Genomic DNA, 17,174 nt, shown 5'->3' with positions numbered 1-17,174 from the left:
AACAACCGCTGACCAGCACGCAGCACCGAACGGTCATCGGACCCCGAGGACCACAGCACAGCCCCCGAACCCGACGACACCACCACCGCACCGTCATCGGACAACCGGACCGACCCACCCGACGAGGCATACGTCCGCGTGGACCACAACGCCTCACCACGGCCCCCGTACACCACCAGGTTGCCGTCGGCCTGCATCACCGCACGAGCACCCGAACCACCGCTGTAGCTGGCCCACACCACACGATCACCGGCCCCGTACACCACCAGGTTCCCGTCGGCCTGCACCACCAACCGGTACGCACCGTTGGCCGAGACCAACGACTGGTCGGGGTACAGCTCGTCGCCCGTCAGCAGACTGGTCACGGTCGGTGCCAGCGCTGTCCGGACGCGAACAGCAGCCGAGCCGGCATCGGTCCTCTGGACGACGACGTGGAAGTCACCGCCGGCGACCTGGACCGCCGCACCGACCGGCAGGGCCTGCTGCATGTCGCCGTCCCACCCCGCGGACCCGGACGGTGAGCCGTCGAGCAGCAGGGAGGTGTTGGCGCCCGACGACGCGCGGCGCAGCACCACGCCGCTGGTCAGGCCGTAGGCGTTCCGGCTGTCCCCCAGCCAGGCGTCCCGGCCGCTGGCCTGGCGGTACTCGAGGTAGTAGACGGTGCCGTCGGCCGCGGTGAGCTTGATCGCCCGGGTCCCCGAGGACGCCGCCACGGGCACCAGCGTCACCGTGGTCGTCGCGTTGGACGTGGTGAGGGCGACCTGCTCGGAGGACGGCAACAGACCCAGGCGGGCGGCCTGGGCCGCGTTGAGGGTGCCGACCTGGTCCCAGGAGATGCCCATGATGTCGTAGAAGTCGTAGTAGTCGCGGGTGCGGCAGGAACCCGCCTCGAGGGACGAGTTGCACTGCAGCTCCGACGAGTGGCCGAGCCCGAAGTTGTGCCCGAGCTCGTGACCCATCACCGACAGCCGGGACGCCTGCACGTAGGAGTACCCGCCCGACCCGATGGAGGAGCCGACGGTTCCCAGGCCGTAGGCGCAGCCCGGCGCGTTGCGCGGGACGTAGAGCATGAGGTGCTTGCCGGCGCCCTCGGTCCAGCCGATCTGGCGGGCGACGTCGGACCACAGGGCGAACGGCGCGCTGCAGGCCTGGGCCGAGGTGATCCATCCCGAGGCGCCCTGGGCCGCGGAGATCCGCACCGTGCCGTTGCTCTGCTCGTCCCAGAAGGGCGAGACGTCGGCGTTCAGGGCGTTCACCACCGTGCTGATGGACGTGCCGTCGGCCGTCGCCCCGGAGGGCAGCACCAGGACGGCGGTGACCGTGTTGGTCGGGGTGGACCCGGCCGAGGCCGTCGTCGGGTCGGGGGCCGCGACGTCCAGCACGGTGGCCGACTGGACGTCGACGGCGGGGGCGAAGCCCTGCTCGGTCGAGGCCTCGTCGGTGACCGGGTCGCCCACGGTGACCGAGATGGTGGAGCCGACGGTGACGTCGGGCAGCGCATCCGTCGGCACCCGCACCGCGGTGCCGTCACCGGTGTCGATCCAGCTGAGCGGCTGCTCCCCCGCGTGGTCGTCGTGCCCGGTGTGCTCCTCGGCCCCGTGGTGGTCGTGGTCCTCGGCCGCCGGGTCGGGCCAGGCCTGCTGGAGCTCGCCGACGACGACGTCACCGGCGTCGGGCACCGTGGAGTCCTCGACCGCCGGCTGGTCGACCGGCGCCGGCTCGACGGGCTGGTCCGTGGTGGGCGCGGTCGTGGGCGCCGCCTCGGTGATCGGGGCCGCTGTGGTCGGCGTCCCGTCGGTGCTGCTCGCGCTCGTCGGGGCGGACGTGCCCGTCGACGGCGCCGCGGTGGGGTCCTCGGCGAGCGCGGGCGGCGCCACGACGAGGGACGCCAGGACGGCGAGGGACGCGGCGAGCACGGAGGAACGCAGCGCGCGGCGACGTCGGACCTGGGGCACGGGTGACTCCTGAGCAGAAGGGACTGCTCAGGAGTTCGTCGTCCGGGGCGACCGGCTTGAGCGGCTCACCCTCCCGGGTGAGGCGGACTCACCCGGGCTGGGAGTTCATCAGCCGCCGCCCGGCCTCGGTGATCGAGCCCGACAGCGAGGGGTAGATCGAGAACGTCTGCGCCAGGTCGTCGACCGTGAGCCCCTTGCTGACGGCCAGCGTGATCGGCAGCACCAGCTCGGACGCGCCGGGGGCGACCACGACGCCGCCGACGACCACGCCGGTGGAACGGCGGGCGAAGATCTTCACGAAGCCGTCGCGCAGGTCGCTCATCTTCGCCCGGGCGTTGGTGGCCAGCGGCAGCTGCACGCTCTCGATGTCGGTGCCCTCGGGCAGCGTCTTCTCCTGCACCCCGACGGTGGCGATCTCGGGGTGGGTGAACACGTTGCCGGCGACGGTGCCCAGCCGGATGGGCGACACGGCCTCGCCGAGCGCGTGCCACATCGCGATGCGGCCCTGCATGGCCGCGACCGAGGCGAGCTGGAAGACGCCGGTGACGTCGCCGGCGGCGTAGATGCCGGGCACCGACGTGCGCGACACCCGGTCCACGACGACGTGCCCGGACGGCGAGGTCGCGACCCCGCACTTCTCCAGGTTCAGCCCGTCGGTGTTGGGGACGGTGCCCACGGTCATGAGGGCGTGCGACCCGGTGACGACCCGGCCGTCGGTCAGCTTCACCTCGACCCCGGTCGGGGTGCGGACGACGGACTCCGCCCGGCCCCGGTCGGCGATCTTGCCGCCGCGGGACTGGAAGACCTGCTCGACCACGGCGGCGGCGTCGGCGTCCTCCCCGGGCAGCACCTGGTCGCGGGAGGAGACCAGCGTGACCGGCACCCCGGCCTCGAGGTAGCCGGAGGCGAACTCGGCCCCGGTCACCCCGGACCCGACGACGACGAGGTGCTCGGGCAGGTCCTCGAGCTCGTAGACGTCGCGCCAGCTCAGGATGCGCTCGCCGTCGGGCTCGGCGCCGGGCAGCACCCGCGGGTCCGCGCCGGTGGCGATGAGGACGACGTCGCACTCGACCTCCTGCTGCACCCCGCCCTCGTGGTCGCAGATCTCGACCCGGTGCGTGATGAGGCCGCGGACGTCGTCGGACAGCCGGGCGGTGCCGCTCACGCAGCGCACGCCGACGCTCTCGAGCCGCGCGTGGATGTCAGCCGACTGGGCGACCGCGAGGCCCTTGATGCGGTGGTTGACCGCCGACAGGTCCAGGCTCACCGTGGCCAGGTCGGAACCCTGCAGGCCCAGGACGGCGGAGTCGCGCACCGCGGTCATGGCCCCGGCGGCGGCGATGAAGGTCTTGGAGGGCACGCAGTCGGTGAGCACGCTGGCCCCGCCGAGGCCGTCACGCTCGACGACGGTGACGTCGGCGCCGAGCTGGGCGGCGACCAGGGCGGCCTCGTAGCCGGCCGGTCCGCCGCCGATGATGACGATGCGGGTCATGGGTGAGCTCCAGGGCAGTGCGGGCGGTGTGCGCCCCATTCTCCCCGGTTGCCGGGACGGCCGTCGCCGTCAGGGGGTCGGGTCGGCCAGGAACGTGGCGAGCAGCTCGCGGGCGGCCAGTGCCGGGGTCAGCTCGCCGGCCAGCACCCGTTCCTCGAGGGCACCCGCCGACGACCGGACGGCGGGGTGCTCGCGCAGCCGGGCCTCGAGCCCGTCGCGGACGAGCTGCCAGGTCCAGCGCACCTGCTGGGCGTTGCGGCGCCGGTCGAATTCCCCCGACGCCCTCAGCTGGTCGGTGTGCGCGACGACCCTGGCCCAGACCTCGGCCAGGCCCTCGCCGGTCAGCCCCGCGCAGGTCAGCACCGGGACGTCCCACTCCGAGGCGCCCCGCAGCATCCGGATGGCTCCGGCCAGCTCGCGGGCCGCCGTCCGGGCGTCTCCGGCGGCCGGGCCGTCGGCCTTGTTGACCGCGATGACGTCGGCGATCTCGAGGATGCCGCGCTTGATGCCCTGCAGGGAATCGCCGGTGCGGGCCAGGGTCAGGAACAGGAACGTGTCGACCATCTCGGCGACGGTGACCTCGCTCTGCCCCACCCCGACGGTCTCCACCAGCACCACGTCGTAGCCGGCGGCCTCGACCACCACCATCGACTCACGGGTGGCCTGCGCGACCCCACCCAGCGTCCCGGCCGTGGGCGAGGGCCGGATGAACGCGTTCGGGTCGACCGACAGCCGGGCCATGCGGGTCTTGTCGCCCAGGATCGACCCGCCCGACCGGGCCGACGACGGGTCGACCGCCAGCACTGCGACCTTGTGCCCCGCGGCGGTGAGGTCGACGCCGAGCTGGTCGATGAAGGTCGACTTGCCGACCCCCGGCACCCCGCTGATGCCCACCCGTTGAGCTCCCCCGACGTGCGGCAGCAGCTCGACCAGCAGCTCCTGTGCCCGCTCGCGGTGGTCGGCCCGCCGTGACTCGACCAGCGTGATGGCACGGGCGATCGACCGGCGGTCGCCGGCCAGGACGCCGTCCGCCAGCTCCATCAGTGCCCGAGGCGGGCCGACAGCTCCCGCAGCAGCTGCTGGGCCGCCGTCGCGATCACCGTGCCGGGCGGGAACACCGCCGCCGCGCCCATGTCCTTCAGCGTCTGCACGTCGTCGGGCGGGATGACCCCGCCGACCACGACGAGCACGTCGTCGGCACCCAGCTCGGCCAGCGCGTCGCGCAGCGCCGGCACCAGCGTGAGGTGGCCCGCGGCGAGCGAGGACACCCCGACGACGTGGACGTCGGCCTCGACCGCCTGCCGGGCGACCTCCTCCGGGGTCTGGAACAGCGGGCCCACGTCGACGTCGAAGCCGAGGTCGGCGAAGGCGGTGGCGATCACCTTCTGACCGCGGTCGTGGCCGTCCTGGCCCATCTTGGCGACCAGGATGCGCGGACGGCGTCCCTCGGCCTCGGCGAACGCCTCGGTCATGGCACGGGTCTCCTGCATCGGGCCACCCTCCCCTGCCTCCTCGCGGTACACGCCCGAGATGGTGCGCACCTGTCCGGCGTGCCGGCCGTAGACCTTCTCCAGCGCGTCGGAGATCTCCCCGACGGTGGCCTTGGCCCGGGCGGCGTCGACGGCCAGGGCCAGCAGGTTGTTCTCCAGCTCCTGCCCGCGCTCGCCGTCCGCGGCGGCCTGGGCGGCCTCGGTCAGCTTGCGCAGCGCGGCCTCGGTCGCGTCGCCGTCGCGCTCGGCGCGGAGGTCCTTCAGCCGCTGCACCTGCTGGGCCAGCACGTCGGCGTTGTCCACCTTGAGCACCTCGATGGCCTCGTCGGCCTCGACCGGGTACTTGTTCACCCCGATCACCGGCTGGCGGCCGGAGTCGATGCGGGCCTGGGTGCGGGCGGCGGCCTCCTCGATGCGCAGCTTGGGGATGCCGTCGCTGATCGCCTGGGCCATGCCGCCGTGCGCCTGCACCTCCTCGATGTGCGCCCACGCCTTGCGGGCCAGGTCGTAGGTGAGCCGCTCGACGTAGGCCGACCCGCCCCACGGGTCGATGACCCGGGTGGTCCCGGACTCCTGCTGCAGCAGCAACTGGGTGTTGCGGGCGATGCGCGCGGAGAAGTCGGTGGGCAGCGCCAGCGCCTCGTCGAGGGCGTTGGTGTGCAGCGACTGCGTGTGGCCCTGGGTGGCGGCCATGGCCTCGACGCAGGTGCGGACGACGTTGTTGTAGACGTCCTGCGCGGTCAGCGACCACCCCGAGGTCTGCGAGTGCGTGCGCAGCGACAGCGACTTCGGGTTGGTCGCCCCCTCGCGCTCCACGAGCTTGGCCCACAGCAGCCGCCCGGCCCGCAGCTTGGCGACCTCCATGAAGAAGTTCATGCCGATGCCCCAGAAGAAGCTCAACCGGGGCGCGAACGCGTCGACGTCCATGCCCGCCTCGCGGCCGGCCTTCAGGTACTCCACGCCGTCGGCGAGGGTGTAGGCCAGCTCCAGGTCGGCCGTCGCACCGGCCTCCTGGATGTGGTACCCGGAGATCGAGATCGAGTTGAACCGGGGCATCCGCTGCGAGGTGTAGGCGAAGATGTCGCTGATCACCTGCATCGACGGCCCCGGCGGGTAGATGTAGGTGTTGCGGACCATGAACTCCTTGAGGATGTCGTTCTGGATGGTGCCGCTGAGCTGCTCGGGCGCCACCCCCTGCTCCTCGGCCGCCACGATGTAGAGCGCAAGCACCGGCAGCACCGCGCCGTTCATGGTCATCGAGACGCTCATGCGGTCCAGCGGGATGCCGTCGAACAGCTGCCGCATGTCCAGGATCGAGTCGATGGCCACCCCGGCCATGCCCACGTCGCCGGGCACCCGCGGGTGGTCGGAGTCGTAGCCGCGGTGGGTGGGCAGGTCGAAGGCGACCGACAGGCCCTTCTGCCCCGCGGCCAGGTTGCGCCGGTAGAACGCGTTCGACGCCGCCGCGGTGGAGAACCCCGCGTACTGCCGCACCGTCCAGGGCTGGGTCGTGTACATCGTCGGGTAGGGGCCGCGACCGTAGGGCGGCAGCCCGGGGTACCCGTCCAGGAAGTCCAGGCCCTCGAGGTCCTCGGTGCCCAGCAGCGGCGGCACCCCGATGCCCTCGGGGGTCTCCCACGTGGCCTCGCCCACCGGTCGCCCGGTGCGCTCGGCGAACTCCGCCGCCCAGTCGGCCGCGGTCGCCGCGGCCGAGGTGGTGCCCAGCTCGAGGGACCCGAAGTCGGGGATGCCGCTCATGCCCGTGCTCCCAGCAGCTCGTCGAGGGTGGTGGTGAGGACGTCGACCGCGTCGCAGCCGGCGAAGACGTAGCCGTCCACCCCGTCGACGGCGAGGTCGGGCTTGCCGGCCAGCCAGACCCGGGTGGCCCCGGCGGCCCGCAGCGCGGCAGCGAGCTCGGCGGCCGCCCCGTCGGCCACGTAGTCCCTGTCGGCCCCGCAGATGCAGGCCGTCGTCGTGCGTGCGTCGGCCAACCCGTCGGCGCCGTCCCCGGCGGGGGTGGTCATCCCGCCGGCCTGGAAGAGGTTGGCCGCGAACGTCGCGCGGGCGGTGTGCGCGGCCGGCTTGCCGAGCGTGGCCAGGTAGACGGCCGGGCGGTCGGCCGGCTGCTCGGCGCGGTCCCGCAGGTCCTCGAATGCCGCTGCGGCCCGCACCCGGGGCAGCGCCCCCGGCCCGGGTGGGGGTGGCGTGGGCGCCGGTCGGCGGTCGGGCAGCACCTCGGCGACGTTCGGGAACTCGCTGACCCCGGTGATCGCGTCCTTCCGCGTGGCGAGCCGCCGGGAACGGTCGGCCCACGCCGCGGCCACGCGCTCGTGCACGAGCCCCGAGGACAGCGCGGCGGCGTACCCGCCGGCCCGCTCGAGATCGATGAACCACGCCCAGGCGGCGTGGGCCAGCGCGTCGGTCAGCGACTCGACGTACCAGGAACCGCCGGCCGGGTCGAGCACGCGCCCGAGGTGGCTCTCCTCCAGCAGCAGCGCCTGGGTGTTGCGCGCGATGCGGCGGGCGAAGGGGTCGGGCAGGCCGAGCGCGGCGTCGAAGGGCTGCACCGTGATCGCGTCGGCCCCGCCCACGCCTGCGCCGAACGCCGCGACCGTCGTGCGCAGCATGTTGACCCACGGATCGCGGGCGGTGGTCATCACCGACGAGGTCACCGCGTGCTGGCGCATGCCGCGGTCGGCGGCCGGGACGCCGGAGGACTCGCCGACCCGGTCCCAGAGCCGGCGAGCAGCGCGCAGCATCGCGATCGTCGTGAACTGGTCGGCGGTCGCGGCGAACCGGAACTCCACCGCCCGGGCGGCCTCGGCGACCGACAGGCCCTGCTCGGTGAGCGCCCGCAGGTACGCCACGCCCGCGGAGACCGCGCAGCCGAGCTCCTCGACCGCCGTCCCGCCGGCGTCGTGCGCGGGGGTGGCGTCGACGACCACCGCGCGCAGGTCCCCGTGCTCGGCGGCCCGGCGTGCGTACTGCCCCAGCCCGGTCAGGTCGGCGGCGACGCCGGTGCGGGCCTGGTCGCCGAGCGGGTCCAGGCCCAGGTTGCCGCCGGGCGCCAGGTCGGTGCGACCGGCCACGCGGTGGTCGAGGAGGTCGAGGAAGGCGTCGGCCGCGGCCGGCCCGCCCTGCAGGGTCACCGGCGCCAGGTCGAGCAGGACGTCGGACAGCACCTCGCCGAGGGCCCCGGCCGGGACACCGCCCTCGCCCAGCACCAGCCACAGCGAGGTCACGCCGTGCTCCAGGTCGGCGCCGATCGCGTCCTTCGTCGTCCCCGGGTCGGGGTCGGCGTGCCGCTGCCGGACGTCCCAGCCCGCGGGAGCGCTGGCGGCCACCTGCCCGTCGGCCGCCGCCGGCGCTGGGCGCACCACCCGCGAGCCGCGGACGAACGGCGGCAGGCCCGGGGCCCCGGTCGGCGGCAGGTCGGCGACGTCGGCCGCGGTGTACAGCGGCGCCACCGTCACCCCCGTGGCCACCGGTCGGCGCAGCGCCTCCTCCACCGGGTCGGGCAGCTGCTCGCGCCCGGCCTTGCGGAGCACGCCGGCGACCAGCTCTCGCCACCGGTCGCGGTCGACCGGGGGGAAGCCTGCGGCGAGTGCGAGCTCGTCGGGGGCGGTCGGGTCAGCCGGGGCCGACTCGACCGCGTCGGGGGTGGGGTGGCTCATCGTCGGGTCACCGTTCTCCGTGCTGCGCTGCGGGGAGGTACGTCGAGGGTCTGTCTACCGGACGCCACCGACGGGGGCGCACGGACGACGTGTCGGGACGGTCACACCTGACCGGCTCTGGCGCCGGTCGGGACGTCGGCGGCCAGCGAGTGCAGCGCGGTGCGGGCCATGAGCCGGACGCCGACCCCGATGGCCCGCTCGTCGACGTCGAACGTGCCCTGGTGGAGATCTCGCGCAGGTCCACCGAGTTCGCTGCCGTGGGTGCCCAACCGGGCCAGGGCGATCGGCAGGCGCTCAGCGAACCAGCCGAAGTCCTCCCCGCCCATGCTTTGCGGCGAGAGCACCACGCCGTCGGCGCCCACGGTCTCGATGGCGGCCGAGCGCAGCAGCGCCACGCCCCGGGGGTCGTTCACCACCGGGGGCACCCCGCGCACGTACTCCACCGACACCGTCGCGCCGGAGTCCTCGCCGACCCGGTGGACCAGCCGGCGCACCAGCTCCTCGGCTGTGTCCCAGACCGCTCGGTCGAGCACCCGCACGGTGCCGCGCAGCGACCCGGTCTGCGGGATCGCGTTGGCGGCGACGCCGGCGCCCACCGCGCCCCAGACCAGCGACATCGCCGCACGGGGGTCGACCTGGCGACCGAGCAGACCGGGCACCTCGGTGACCACCCGGGCCAGGGCGTGCACGAGGTCGACGGTGAGCTGGGGCCGGGCGGTGTGCCCACCGGGACCGGTCAGGGTGACCTCGAGCCGGTCGCAGGCCGCGGTGATCGAGCCGGTGCGCAGCCCCACCCGGCCGACCGGCACCGACGGGTCGCAGTGCAGCGCGAACGCCCGGGCGGCACCGTCGAGCGCACCGGACTCGAGCACCTGCAGGGCGCCACCGGGCACCTGCTCCTCGGCGGGCTGGAACACGCACCGCACCGTGCCGGGCAGGTCGTCGAGGGCGGCGAGCGCCCGGGCGACGCCGAGCAGCACGGTGGTGTGCACGTCGTGCCCGCAGGCGTGGCACATGCCGTCGCGGGTCGAGGCGTACGGGACGTCCTTCAGGTCGGCCAGCGGCAGCGCGTCGATGTCGGCCCGCAGCACGGTGACCGGCCCTCCGGTGCCCACCTCGCAGACCAGGCCGGTGCCCCCGGGCAACCGCCGGGTGGTCAGCCCGGCCCGGCGCAGCTGGCGCTCGAGGTAGGCGGTGGTCTCGTGCTCGGCGAACCCCAGCTCGGGGTGGGCGTGCAGGTGCCGCCGGGTGGCGACCAGCTCGTCGTGGTGGGCGTCGACCCACCGGTCGACGGCCTCGGCTGCGGTGGAGGCGCGGCTCACGCAGGCAGCCCGTCCCGCATCTCGGCCAGCAGGCTGTCCACCACCGGCTCGAGCCGGCCGTCGTGCGCCGCGGCCACGGCCCGCTGGCGCTGGTAGGAACCGCCCACCTCGAGGATGCGCAGCACGTCGCCCAGCTCGGTGGCGCACTGCAGCCGCCTCGCCGTCGGCATGAGCTCCTCGACCAGGTCGGCGAGCGCCTCGCGCACCGGGCGCACCGTGCCGCGCTCGTCGACGATGATCTCGGCGTCCAGGCCGTAGCGGGCCGCCCGCCACTTGTTCTCGCGCAGCACCCAGCTGGCCGGCACCGGCAGGGTGTAGCCACGGTCGATCTCGCGGTCGAACTGCTCGACCAGGCACTGGCTGAGCGCGGCCACCGCCCCGATCTCGTCGAGGGTCGGCAGGCCGTCGCAGATGCGCAGCTCGACGGTGCCGAAGTCCGGGTGCGGGCGGATGTCCCACCAGACCTCGCGCACGCTCTCGATGGCGTGGGTGGAGATCAGCGTCTCCATGTACTCCTCGAACCCGTCCCAGCCCGAGAGCTGGTAGGGCAGACCCGCCGTCGGCATGCCCTCGAAGACCTTGGACCGGGCACTGGCCAGGCCGGTGTCGGCCCCGACCCAGTACGGGGAGGACGCCGACAGCGCCAGGAAGTGCGGCACGTACTGGGTCAGCGCGTTGACGATCGGGATGATCTTGTCCGGCGACCGGACGCCGACGTGCACGTGGACGCCGAAGATCTGCAGCCGGCGGGCCAGCCACTGCATCTTCTCGACCAGCTGCGCGTAGCGCTCCTTCGGCGAGATGTCCTGGGTCTGCCAGTCGGTCATCGGGTGGGTGCCGGCGCAGAGCACGCCCAGCCCGCGCCGGTCGGCGGCCTCCACGACCTCGGCGAGGGTGCCGGCCAGGTCGGCCTTGGCCTCGGCGACCGTGCCGCAGATGCCGGTGATGATCTCGACCGTCGACTGCAGCAGCTCGTGCTTGGCCTTCGGGTGCTCGTCGAGACCCTCGGGGGTCAGCTCGGCCAGGATCTCGTTGGCGCCCGACGTCAGCTGGCGGGTCTCGCGGTCGACCAGCTGCAGCTCCCACTCCACCCCCAGGCTCGCGCGCTCGGACGATGAGAATCGGATCTCCACCGGGCGAGTCTAGGAGCGCCGGACCCAACCCACCTGCCCAACGGGACCGACCGCCTCCGGCTGGACCGCCGTCGATGTCGGTGAGCTGGGCTAGCGTCATCCGCGTGAGCCAGCCCAGCACCCCGTCCTCCCCCGCCGACCCCACCGACCCCGCCGCCGTCGCCCGCCGCGCGGCCGACGACCTGGTCGCAGCCCTCGGCGAGGGCCACGACACCGCGGTCGTCATGGGCTCGGGCTGGGCGCCGGCCGCCGACGCCTTCGGCGAGACGCTGGCCAGCGTCGCCATCGGTGACCTGCCCGGCTTCGCCGCGCCGACCGTGCAGGGCCACGGCGGCGAGATCCGGTCGGTCGCCGTCGGCGACCACAAGGTGCTGCTCTTCCTCGGCCGCACCCACCTCTACGAGGGGCGCGGGGTCGAGCCCGTGGTGCACGGCATCCGGACGGCGGCCGCGGCCGGCGTCCGCACCGTGCTGCTGACCAACGCCGCCGGCGGCCTGTCCCCGCAGCACACCGTGGGCCAGGCGGTGCTGATCAGCGACCACCTCAACCTCACCGCCCGCTCGCCGCTCGTGGGCGCCCGGTTCGTCGACCTGACCGACCTGTACTCCCCCCGGCTGCGCGAGCTGGCCCGGCAGATCGACCCGTCGCTGGTCGAGGGCGTCTACGCCGCGCTGCCCGGCCCGCACTTCGAGACCCCGGCCGAGATCCGCATGCTGGGCACCCTGGGCGCCGACCTCGTCGGCATGAGCACCGCGTTGGAGGCCATCGCCGCCCGCGCCGAGGGCGTGGAGGTCTTCGGCCTGTCGATGGTCACCAACGCCGCCGCCGGCATGACCGGGGCACCCCTGGACCACCACGAGGTGCTCGCCGCCGGCAAGGCCGCGGCCACCCGGCTGGGGGCCTTCCTCGTCGAGCTGATCGGCCGCTCGTGACGGGCCCGGTGCTGGTCACCGGCGCGGCCGGGTACATCGGCGGGCTCCTGCGCCACGGGTTGCCCGAGCGCGGGCACGCGCTGCGCAGCCTCGACGTCGTCGCCGTCGTCGAGCCGCGTCCGGGCGAGGAGCACCTGGTGGCCGACGCCACCGACCTCGCCGCCGTCACCGCGGCCGCCCGCGGCGCCTCGGCGATCGTGCACATGGCCGGCATCGCCACCGAGTCGTCGTGGGCGGCGATCAGCCACGCCAACATCGAGGGCACCTACGTGGCGCTCGAGGCCGCCCGCCTGGCCGGGGTCCCCCGCGTCGTGCTGGCCAGCAGCAACCACGCCACCGGCATGTCGCCCCGGGTGGAGAACGCGCAGACCGACGCCCAGCCCCGGCCCGACACCTACTACGGCGTCTCCAAGGTCACGATGGAGGCCCTGGGCTCGCTCTACGTCGACCGCTACGGCCTCGACGTCGTCTGCCTGCGCATCGGCTCCGCGCAGCCCGAACCGGTCACACCGCGGCACCTGTCGACCTGGTTGTCGCCCGCCGACACCGTCGGCCTGGTCCACGCCGCGCTCACCGCACCGGCGCCCGGCTTCTCCGTCGTCTGGGGCATCTCGGCCAACACCCGCGGCTGGTGGGACCTCACCAGCGCACGGGCCCTGGGGTACGACCCGGTCGACGACGCCGAGGCGTTCGCCGCCGCCGTCACCGCCGCGCACGGCGAGCCGACCCCGGGCACCGTCGAGTTCGACCGGGTCGGCGGCGAGTACGCCGGCCCCGACTTCGCGGTCGACGCCGTCGCCGCCCGCGCCCGGCAGCCGTGAGCACCGCCCCCAGGGGCACCGCAGCCGGAGGCGGCGCGGGCGCCGTGGACCGGGCAGCGGTGGAGGCGTGGATCGCCGGCGACCCGCACCCCGGTGACCGGGCCGAGCTGCAGGCCCTCCTCGACCGCGGTGACGCCGACGCCCTCGCCGAGCTGGCCGCCCGGTTCGCCGGGCCGCTCACCTTCGGCACCGCGGGCCTGCGGGGTCCGCTGCGCGCCGGGCCCGGGGGCATGAACGCGGCCGTCGTGGCCCGAGCGGCCGCCGGCCTGGGTCGGTACCTCGCCGACGAGGGCCTGGGCGGGCGCGGCGTCGTGGTCGGCTACGACGGCCGGCACCGCTCCGACGAGTTCGCCCGGATCACCGCCGAGGTGCTCAGCGGAGCCGGGTTCGCCGTCCAGGTGCTGCCCCGGCCGCTGCCGACCCCGGTGCTGTCGTTCGCCGTGCGGCACCTCGGCGCGGTTGCCGGGGTCATGGTCACGGCCAGCCACAACCCGCCGCAGGACAACGGCTACAAGGTCTACCTCGGCGACGGCGCCCAGCTGGTGCCCCCGGCCGACCGGGCCATCGAGGCCGCCATCGCCGCCACCGGCCCGGCCCGCGACGTCCCCCGCGGCGAGGACTGGACGACCCTGGGCGACGACGTCGAGGCCGACTACGTCGCCGCGGTCGTGGCCGCACTGCGTCCCGACCAGGTCCCCGGCCGCGAGCGGCTGGTGGTCGCCACCACCGCCATGCACGGCGTCGGGACGGCGACCACCCGCGCGGTGTTCGCGGCCGCGGGCTTCGCCGAGCTGCACGCGGTGCCCGAGCAGGAGCACCCCGACCCCGACTTCCCCACCGTCGCGTTCCCGAACCCCGAGGAGCCCGGCGCGGTCGACCTGCTGCTGGCCCTCGCCGAGCGGGTCGGGGCCGACGTCGCGCTGGCCGAGGACCCGGATGCCGACCGGTGCTCGGTGGTCTGCGGCGGCCGGCAGCTCACCGGCGACGAGGTCGGCGTGCTGCTGGGCGACTGGCTGCTGCGCCGCGGGGTGGCCGGCACCTACGCCCGATCGCTGGTCAGCGGCTCGCTGCTGGGCGACGTCGCGGCCGCGCACGGCCAGCCGACCGAGGAGACCCCGACCGGCTTCAAGTGGATCATCCGGGCCGGCACCCCGGGCGCACCGCTGGTCTTCGGCTACGAGGAGGCCCTGGGCTACGCGGTCACCCCCGGGGTGGCCCACGACAAGGACGGCATCTCCGCCTCGCTGGCGGTCGCGCTGCTGGCCGCCGAGCTCGCCGCCGACGGCCGCACCCTGCTCGACCGGCTCGACGAGATCGCCGCCGACCATGGGGTGCACGCCACCGGCCAGCTGTCGGTCCGGGTGACCGACCTGGCGCTGATCACCGACGCCATGGCCCGGCTGCGGGCGGCGCCCCCGGCGCAGCTGCTGGGCCGCCCGGTCGAGGTCGAGGACCTGCTGCCCGACGTCGACGGCGTGCGCCTCTCCGGCGAGGGGGTGCGGGTCGTCGTCCGGCCGAGCGGCACCGAGCCCAAGCTGAAGGCCTACCTGCAGTCCGTCGTCCCGGTGGCGGGGTCCGTGCCGGCCGCCCGCGGGCGCGGCGCCGAGGACCTCGCCCGGCTCCGGGCGGAGATGTCGGCGGCTCTGGGTCTGTGATCGAGTGGCTGCAGGGGCTGCCGCCCCTGGTCGTGTACGTGACCGTGCTGCTGGTGGTCGGCGTCGAGAGCGTCGGCGTGCCGCTGCCCGGGGAGACGGTGCTCATCGGCGCGGCCCTGCTGGCCGGCCAGGGGGTGGTCTCCCCCGTCACGGTCGCGGTGTGCGCCGCCCTCTCGGCAGCGGTCGGCGACACCGTCGGCTACCTGCTGGGCCGCCGCTACGGCGACCGGCTCTTCGCCTGGGCCGGCCGCAGGTCACCGAAGCACCTGGGGCCGGACAAGCTGGCCGCCGCCCAGGCCCTGATGGAGAAGCACGGCACCTGGGCGGTGTTCCTGGGCCGGTTCGTGGCGCTGCTGCGCATCATGGCCGGCCCGCTCGCAGGCTCCTTGGGCATGCCCTACCGGCGGTTCGCGGTCGCCAACTGGTCGGGTGCGGTGCTGTGGGCGGGAGCCACCACGGCGGTCGTGGTGGCGCTGGGTGCGGCGGCGGAGGAGCTGCTCGGCCGCATCTCGACCGGCGGCCTGGTGGCGATCGCCGCCGTCGCCGTGGTGGCGGTGGTCGTGCTGCGCGTGCGTGTGCGCCGCCGGCGGCTTCAGCGCCAGTCCGACGGCGGGTAGTCCGGCGCACGGTCCGCCGGGCCCGGAGTCCACGGCTCGACCTGCTCGGGGCCGGTGACCGGCGGGCCGACCTGACCGGGGGTCCCGGACGGTGCGGGGCCGTAGCGGTTGGCGGCCGGCTGCCCCGGCACGAACCCGCAGATGCCCAGCAGCGCCAGCTGCCCGAACACCGGCACGAGGTTGAGCAGCAGCCACCAGGCCGAGCGGCCCTGGTCGTGCAACCGGCAGGCGTGCGCGCTGAGCGAGGGCACCAGCGTCAGCCAGCCGAGGGCGTTGGTGAAGAACCCGACCTCGAGCTCGGTGGCGCGCCCGGCGAGGACGTCGGCGGCGTTGGTGGACCCGAACGAGAGGTCGACGCCGAAGGCGAGCAGGCCGAGCACGGCGATGGGCAGCACGTAGTGCAGCCAGAACACCCGGCGGCCGATGCGACCCCGCCGGAGGTACCAGTTCACGAACTCCACACCGATCCCCCTGCGTCGTCCCTGGTGCCGACGGTACTGGTCGGCCCCGCCCCCGGCCGGCAGGCCGCTGCGGTCAGACCTGCCGACGGGCCCCGGCGGCCACCGCGGCCTCGGCGGCGGCCAGCACCCGCACCTGGTGCGCGCCGTACCCGGCGTCGCAGGGGTGCGCGCCCCCGGTGAGCGCGGCGGCCTGCAGCTCGGTGACGGCCACGGCGTGCGCCTCGTGCGCACTGCCCTCGGGCGGGGGCAGCAGCACCAACCGGCCCGCGTCGCCGTGCACCCAGAACTCCTCGCCGGCCGACAGGCTCGAGGCCGACGCCGACAGCGTGTGGGTGCTGGTGGCCCCGCCCTCGTGCTCGAGCACGACGTTCACCGTCCCGTCGGCGGCGCGGGTGCCCAGCGCGGCGACCACGGGGCCGAGGGCGGGCTCCATGAGCGACAGGGCGTGCGGGCCGAGGTCCCACAGCGGCGCGCCGGGCTCGGCCCGCCAGACCGAGCCGCGGAACGGGCTGTCGGCGGCGAAGGTGCTGGCCAGCCAGGTGACGCTGCCGCCCACCAGCGCCGACCGCGACGCCTGCTCCAGCCACGACGCCGTCTGCTCCCGGAAGCGGTAGGTGAGGAACACGACCGAGGCGACCCCGGCCGCCGTGGTGGCCGCGACCACCCGCTCGGCGTCGGGCACCGACAGCGCGACCGGCTTCTCCAGCAGCAGGTGGCAGCCGGCCTCGGCGGCGCGCACGGCGAGGTCGGGCTGCACCGAGGGCGGCACGGAGATGCTCACCGCGTCGACGTCGGCGAGCAGGGCGTCGAGGTCGGCGGTGCCGGGGACGTCGTGCCGGGCGCCGGCTGCGACCGCCTTGGCCTCGTCCCGCCCCCAGATCCCGACGAGCTCGGCCTCGGGGTGCGCGGCCAGCGACGCCGAGTGCACCTCGGTGGCCCAGAACCCGCTGCCGAGGACGGCGAAGCGCATCAGACGGCGCCGAACTGACGGTCGCCGGCGTCGCCCAGACCCGGGACGATGTAGGCGTCGGCGTTGAGCTCGGAGTCGATCGAGCCGGTGAACACGCGCAGCGGCAGTCCGGACTGCTCGAGCCGGGTGATGCCCTCGGGCGCGGCCAGGGCGCACAGCACGGTGATCGAGGTGCAGCCGCGCTCGGTGAGCAGCGTGCAGCAGTGCACCAGCGAGCCACCGGTGGCCAGCATCGGGTCGAGCACGAAGACCTCGCGGTCCACCAGCGACTCCGGCAGCGAGGCCATGTAGGCCTCGGGCTCGAAGGTGGTCTCGTTGCGGGCCAGGCCGACGAAGCCCATCTGCGACTCGGGCAGCAGCGAGTGCGCCGTGTCGGCCATGCCCAGCCCGGCCCGCAGCACCGGGACGATGAGCGGCGGGGCGGCCAGCCGGTAACCGGTGGTGGTGGTCACCGGGGTGGTGATCTCGTACTCCTCCACGGCGAGCTCGCGGGTGGCCTCGAAGACCAGCAGCTCGGTGAGGTCCCGCAGGGCCGCACGGAAGGCGGCGTTGTCGGTGCGCTCGTCGCGCATCCGGGTCAGTCGGGCGCGGGCGATCGGGTGGTCCACGACGGTGAGCTGCACGTCGGTCACCGTATCCGCCCGCGGACGGG

At 74.8% G+C, this 17,174-nt stretch carries 14 protein-coding genes; 4 read left to right on the top strand and 10 right to left on the bottom strand.

What is annotated here, in order from left to right:
* The 7 genes from BLP29_RS09605 to BLP29_RS09575 all read right to left on the bottom strand — a co-directional run.
* Positions 1 to 1,955 (bottom strand): hypothetical protein (locus BLP29_RS09605; RefSeq protein ID WP_133379100.1); only part of this gene is annotated, 1,955 nt, incomplete at its 3' end.
* An 88-nt stretch (positions 1,956 to 2,043) separates the two neighbouring features.
* Positions 2,044 to 3,447, bottom strand: a complete 1,404-nt coding sequence (locus tag BLP29_RS09600; protein WP_092802846.1) for an NAD(P)H-quinone dehydrogenase — start codon at positions 3,445 to 3,447, stop codon at positions 2,044 to 2,046.
* Positions 3,448 to 3,516: 69 nt separating this feature from the next.
* Entirely contained in the window at positions 3,517 to 4,488 is a 972-nt protein-coding gene (gene meaB / locus BLP29_RS09595; RefSeq protein ID WP_092802843.1) for a methylmalonyl Co-A mutase-associated GTPase MeaB, read from the bottom strand.
* Positions 4,488 to 6,695 (bottom strand): methylmalonyl-CoA mutase, encoded by a 2,208-nt coding sequence (gene scpA / locus BLP29_RS09590; RefSeq protein ID WP_092802840.1) that lies wholly within the window; start codon positions 6,693 to 6,695, stop codon positions 4,488 to 4,490. Before scpA ends, meaB begins: the two co-directional genes overlap by 1 nt.
* The gene (locus BLP29_RS09585; RefSeq protein WP_092802837.1) at positions 6,692 to 8,611 is read right to left on the bottom strand and encodes a methylmalonyl-CoA mutase subunit beta; all 1,920 of its coding nucleotides are present in this window, start codon (positions 8,609 to 8,611) and stop codon (positions 6,692 to 6,694) included. Before BLP29_RS09585 ends, scpA begins: the two co-directional genes overlap by 4 nt.
* A 101-nt stretch (positions 8,612 to 8,712) precedes the next feature.
* Positions 8,713 to 9,933, bottom strand: coding sequence for an amidohydrolase (locus tag BLP29_RS09580; RefSeq protein ID WP_092802834.1), 1,221 nt, complete (start codon positions 9,931 to 9,933; stop codon positions 8,713 to 8,715).
* Positions 9,930 to 11,066: a glutamate--cysteine ligase gene (locus BLP29_RS09575; protein WP_092802831.1), complete on the bottom strand. Its 1,137-nt coding sequence runs from the start codon at positions 11,064 to 11,066 to the stop codon at positions 9,930 to 9,932. Before BLP29_RS09575 ends, BLP29_RS09580 begins: the two co-directional genes overlap by 4 nt.
* A 104-nt stretch (positions 11,067 to 11,170) precedes the next feature.
* Between BLP29_RS09575 and BLP29_RS09570 the strand changes: the two genes are divergently transcribed.
* Genes BLP29_RS09570 through BLP29_RS09555 form a run of 4 tightly spaced genes read left to right on the top strand, consistent with a single transcriptional unit; the run spans position 11,171 to position 15,091 of the window.
* Positions 11,171 to 11,998: a purine-nucleoside phosphorylase gene (locus tag BLP29_RS09570; protein WP_243469820.1), complete on the top strand. Its 828-nt coding sequence runs from the start codon at positions 11,171 to 11,173 to the stop codon at positions 11,996 to 11,998.
* Positions 11,995 to 12,819 carry an NAD-dependent epimerase/dehydratase family protein gene (locus BLP29_RS09565; protein ID WP_092802825.1) on the top strand — a complete coding sequence of 275 codons (825 nt, stop codon included), beginning with the start codon at positions 11,995 to 11,997 and terminating at the stop codon, positions 12,817 to 12,819. The genes BLP29_RS09570 and BLP29_RS09565 overlap by 4 nt, the downstream gene beginning before the upstream one ends.
* Before the next feature lie 44 nt (positions 12,820 to 12,863).
* A complete protein-coding gene (locus tag BLP29_RS09560) occupies positions 12,864 to 14,474 on the top strand; it encodes a phospho-sugar mutase (RefSeq protein WP_092803294.1) in 1,611 nt (536 codons plus the stop codon).
* Positions 14,471 to 15,091, top strand: a complete 621-nt coding sequence (locus tag BLP29_RS09555) for a DedA family protein (RefSeq protein ID WP_092802822.1) — start codon at positions 14,471 to 14,473, stop codon at positions 15,089 to 15,091. The genes BLP29_RS09560 and BLP29_RS09555 overlap by 4 nt, the downstream gene beginning before the upstream one ends.
* On the opposite strand, the gene BLP29_RS20635 is transcribed toward BLP29_RS09555, so the two are convergent.
* The 3 genes from BLP29_RS20635 to upp all read right to left on the bottom strand — a co-directional run bounded on the left by BLP29_RS20635 (position 15,067) and on the right by upp (position 17,145).
* Complete coding sequence (locus BLP29_RS20635; RefSeq protein WP_165839331.1) at positions 15,067 to 15,543, bottom strand: DUF805 domain-containing protein; 477 nt, start codon at positions 15,541 to 15,543, stop codon at positions 15,067 to 15,069. The genes BLP29_RS09555 and BLP29_RS20635 overlap by 25 nt on opposite strands.
* Positions 15,544 to 15,625: 82 nt before the next feature.
* Positions 15,626 to 16,522: a Gfo/Idh/MocA family protein gene (locus BLP29_RS09545; protein WP_092802819.1), complete on the bottom strand. Its 897-nt coding sequence runs from the start codon at positions 16,520 to 16,522 to the stop codon at positions 15,626 to 15,628.
* Positions 16,522 to 17,145, bottom strand: coding sequence for a uracil phosphoribosyltransferase (gene upp, locus BLP29_RS09540; protein WP_092803288.1), 624 nt, complete (start codon positions 17,143 to 17,145; stop codon positions 16,522 to 16,524). Before upp ends, BLP29_RS09545 begins: the two co-directional genes overlap by 1 nt.
* Positions 17,146 to 17,174 lie beyond the last annotated feature (29 nt).

It is taken from the genome of Klenkia marina (assembly GCF_900101025.1).
GTDB classification, from domain to species: domain Bacteria; phylum Actinomycetota; class Actinomycetes; order Mycobacteriales; family Geodermatophilaceae; genus Klenkia; species Klenkia marina.
This window is presented reverse-complemented; position numbering and strand designations above follow the sequence as displayed.

Excerpts from the sequence above, each read along its gene's own strand:
- BLP29_RS09585 (WP_092802837.1), bottom strand. The coding sequence starts at position 8,611 with ATGAGCCACCCCACCCCCGACGCGGTCGAGTCGGCCCCGGCTGACCCG.
- meaB (WP_092802843.1), bottom strand. The coding sequence starts at position 4,488 with ATGGAGCTGGCGGACGGCGTCCTGGCCGGCGACCGCCGGTCGATCGCC.
- BLP29_RS09600 (WP_092802846.1), bottom strand. The coding sequence starts at position 3,447 with ATGACCCGCATCGTCATCATCGGCGGCGGACCGGCCGGCTACGAGGCC.
- scpA (WP_092802840.1), bottom strand. The coding sequence starts at position 6,695 with ATGAGCGGCATCCCCGACTTCGGGTCCCTCGAGCTGGGCACCACCTCG.
- BLP29_RS09545 (WP_092802819.1), bottom strand. The coding sequence starts at position 16,522 with ATGCGCTTCGCCGTCCTCGGCAGCGGGTTCTGGGCCACCGAGGTGCAC.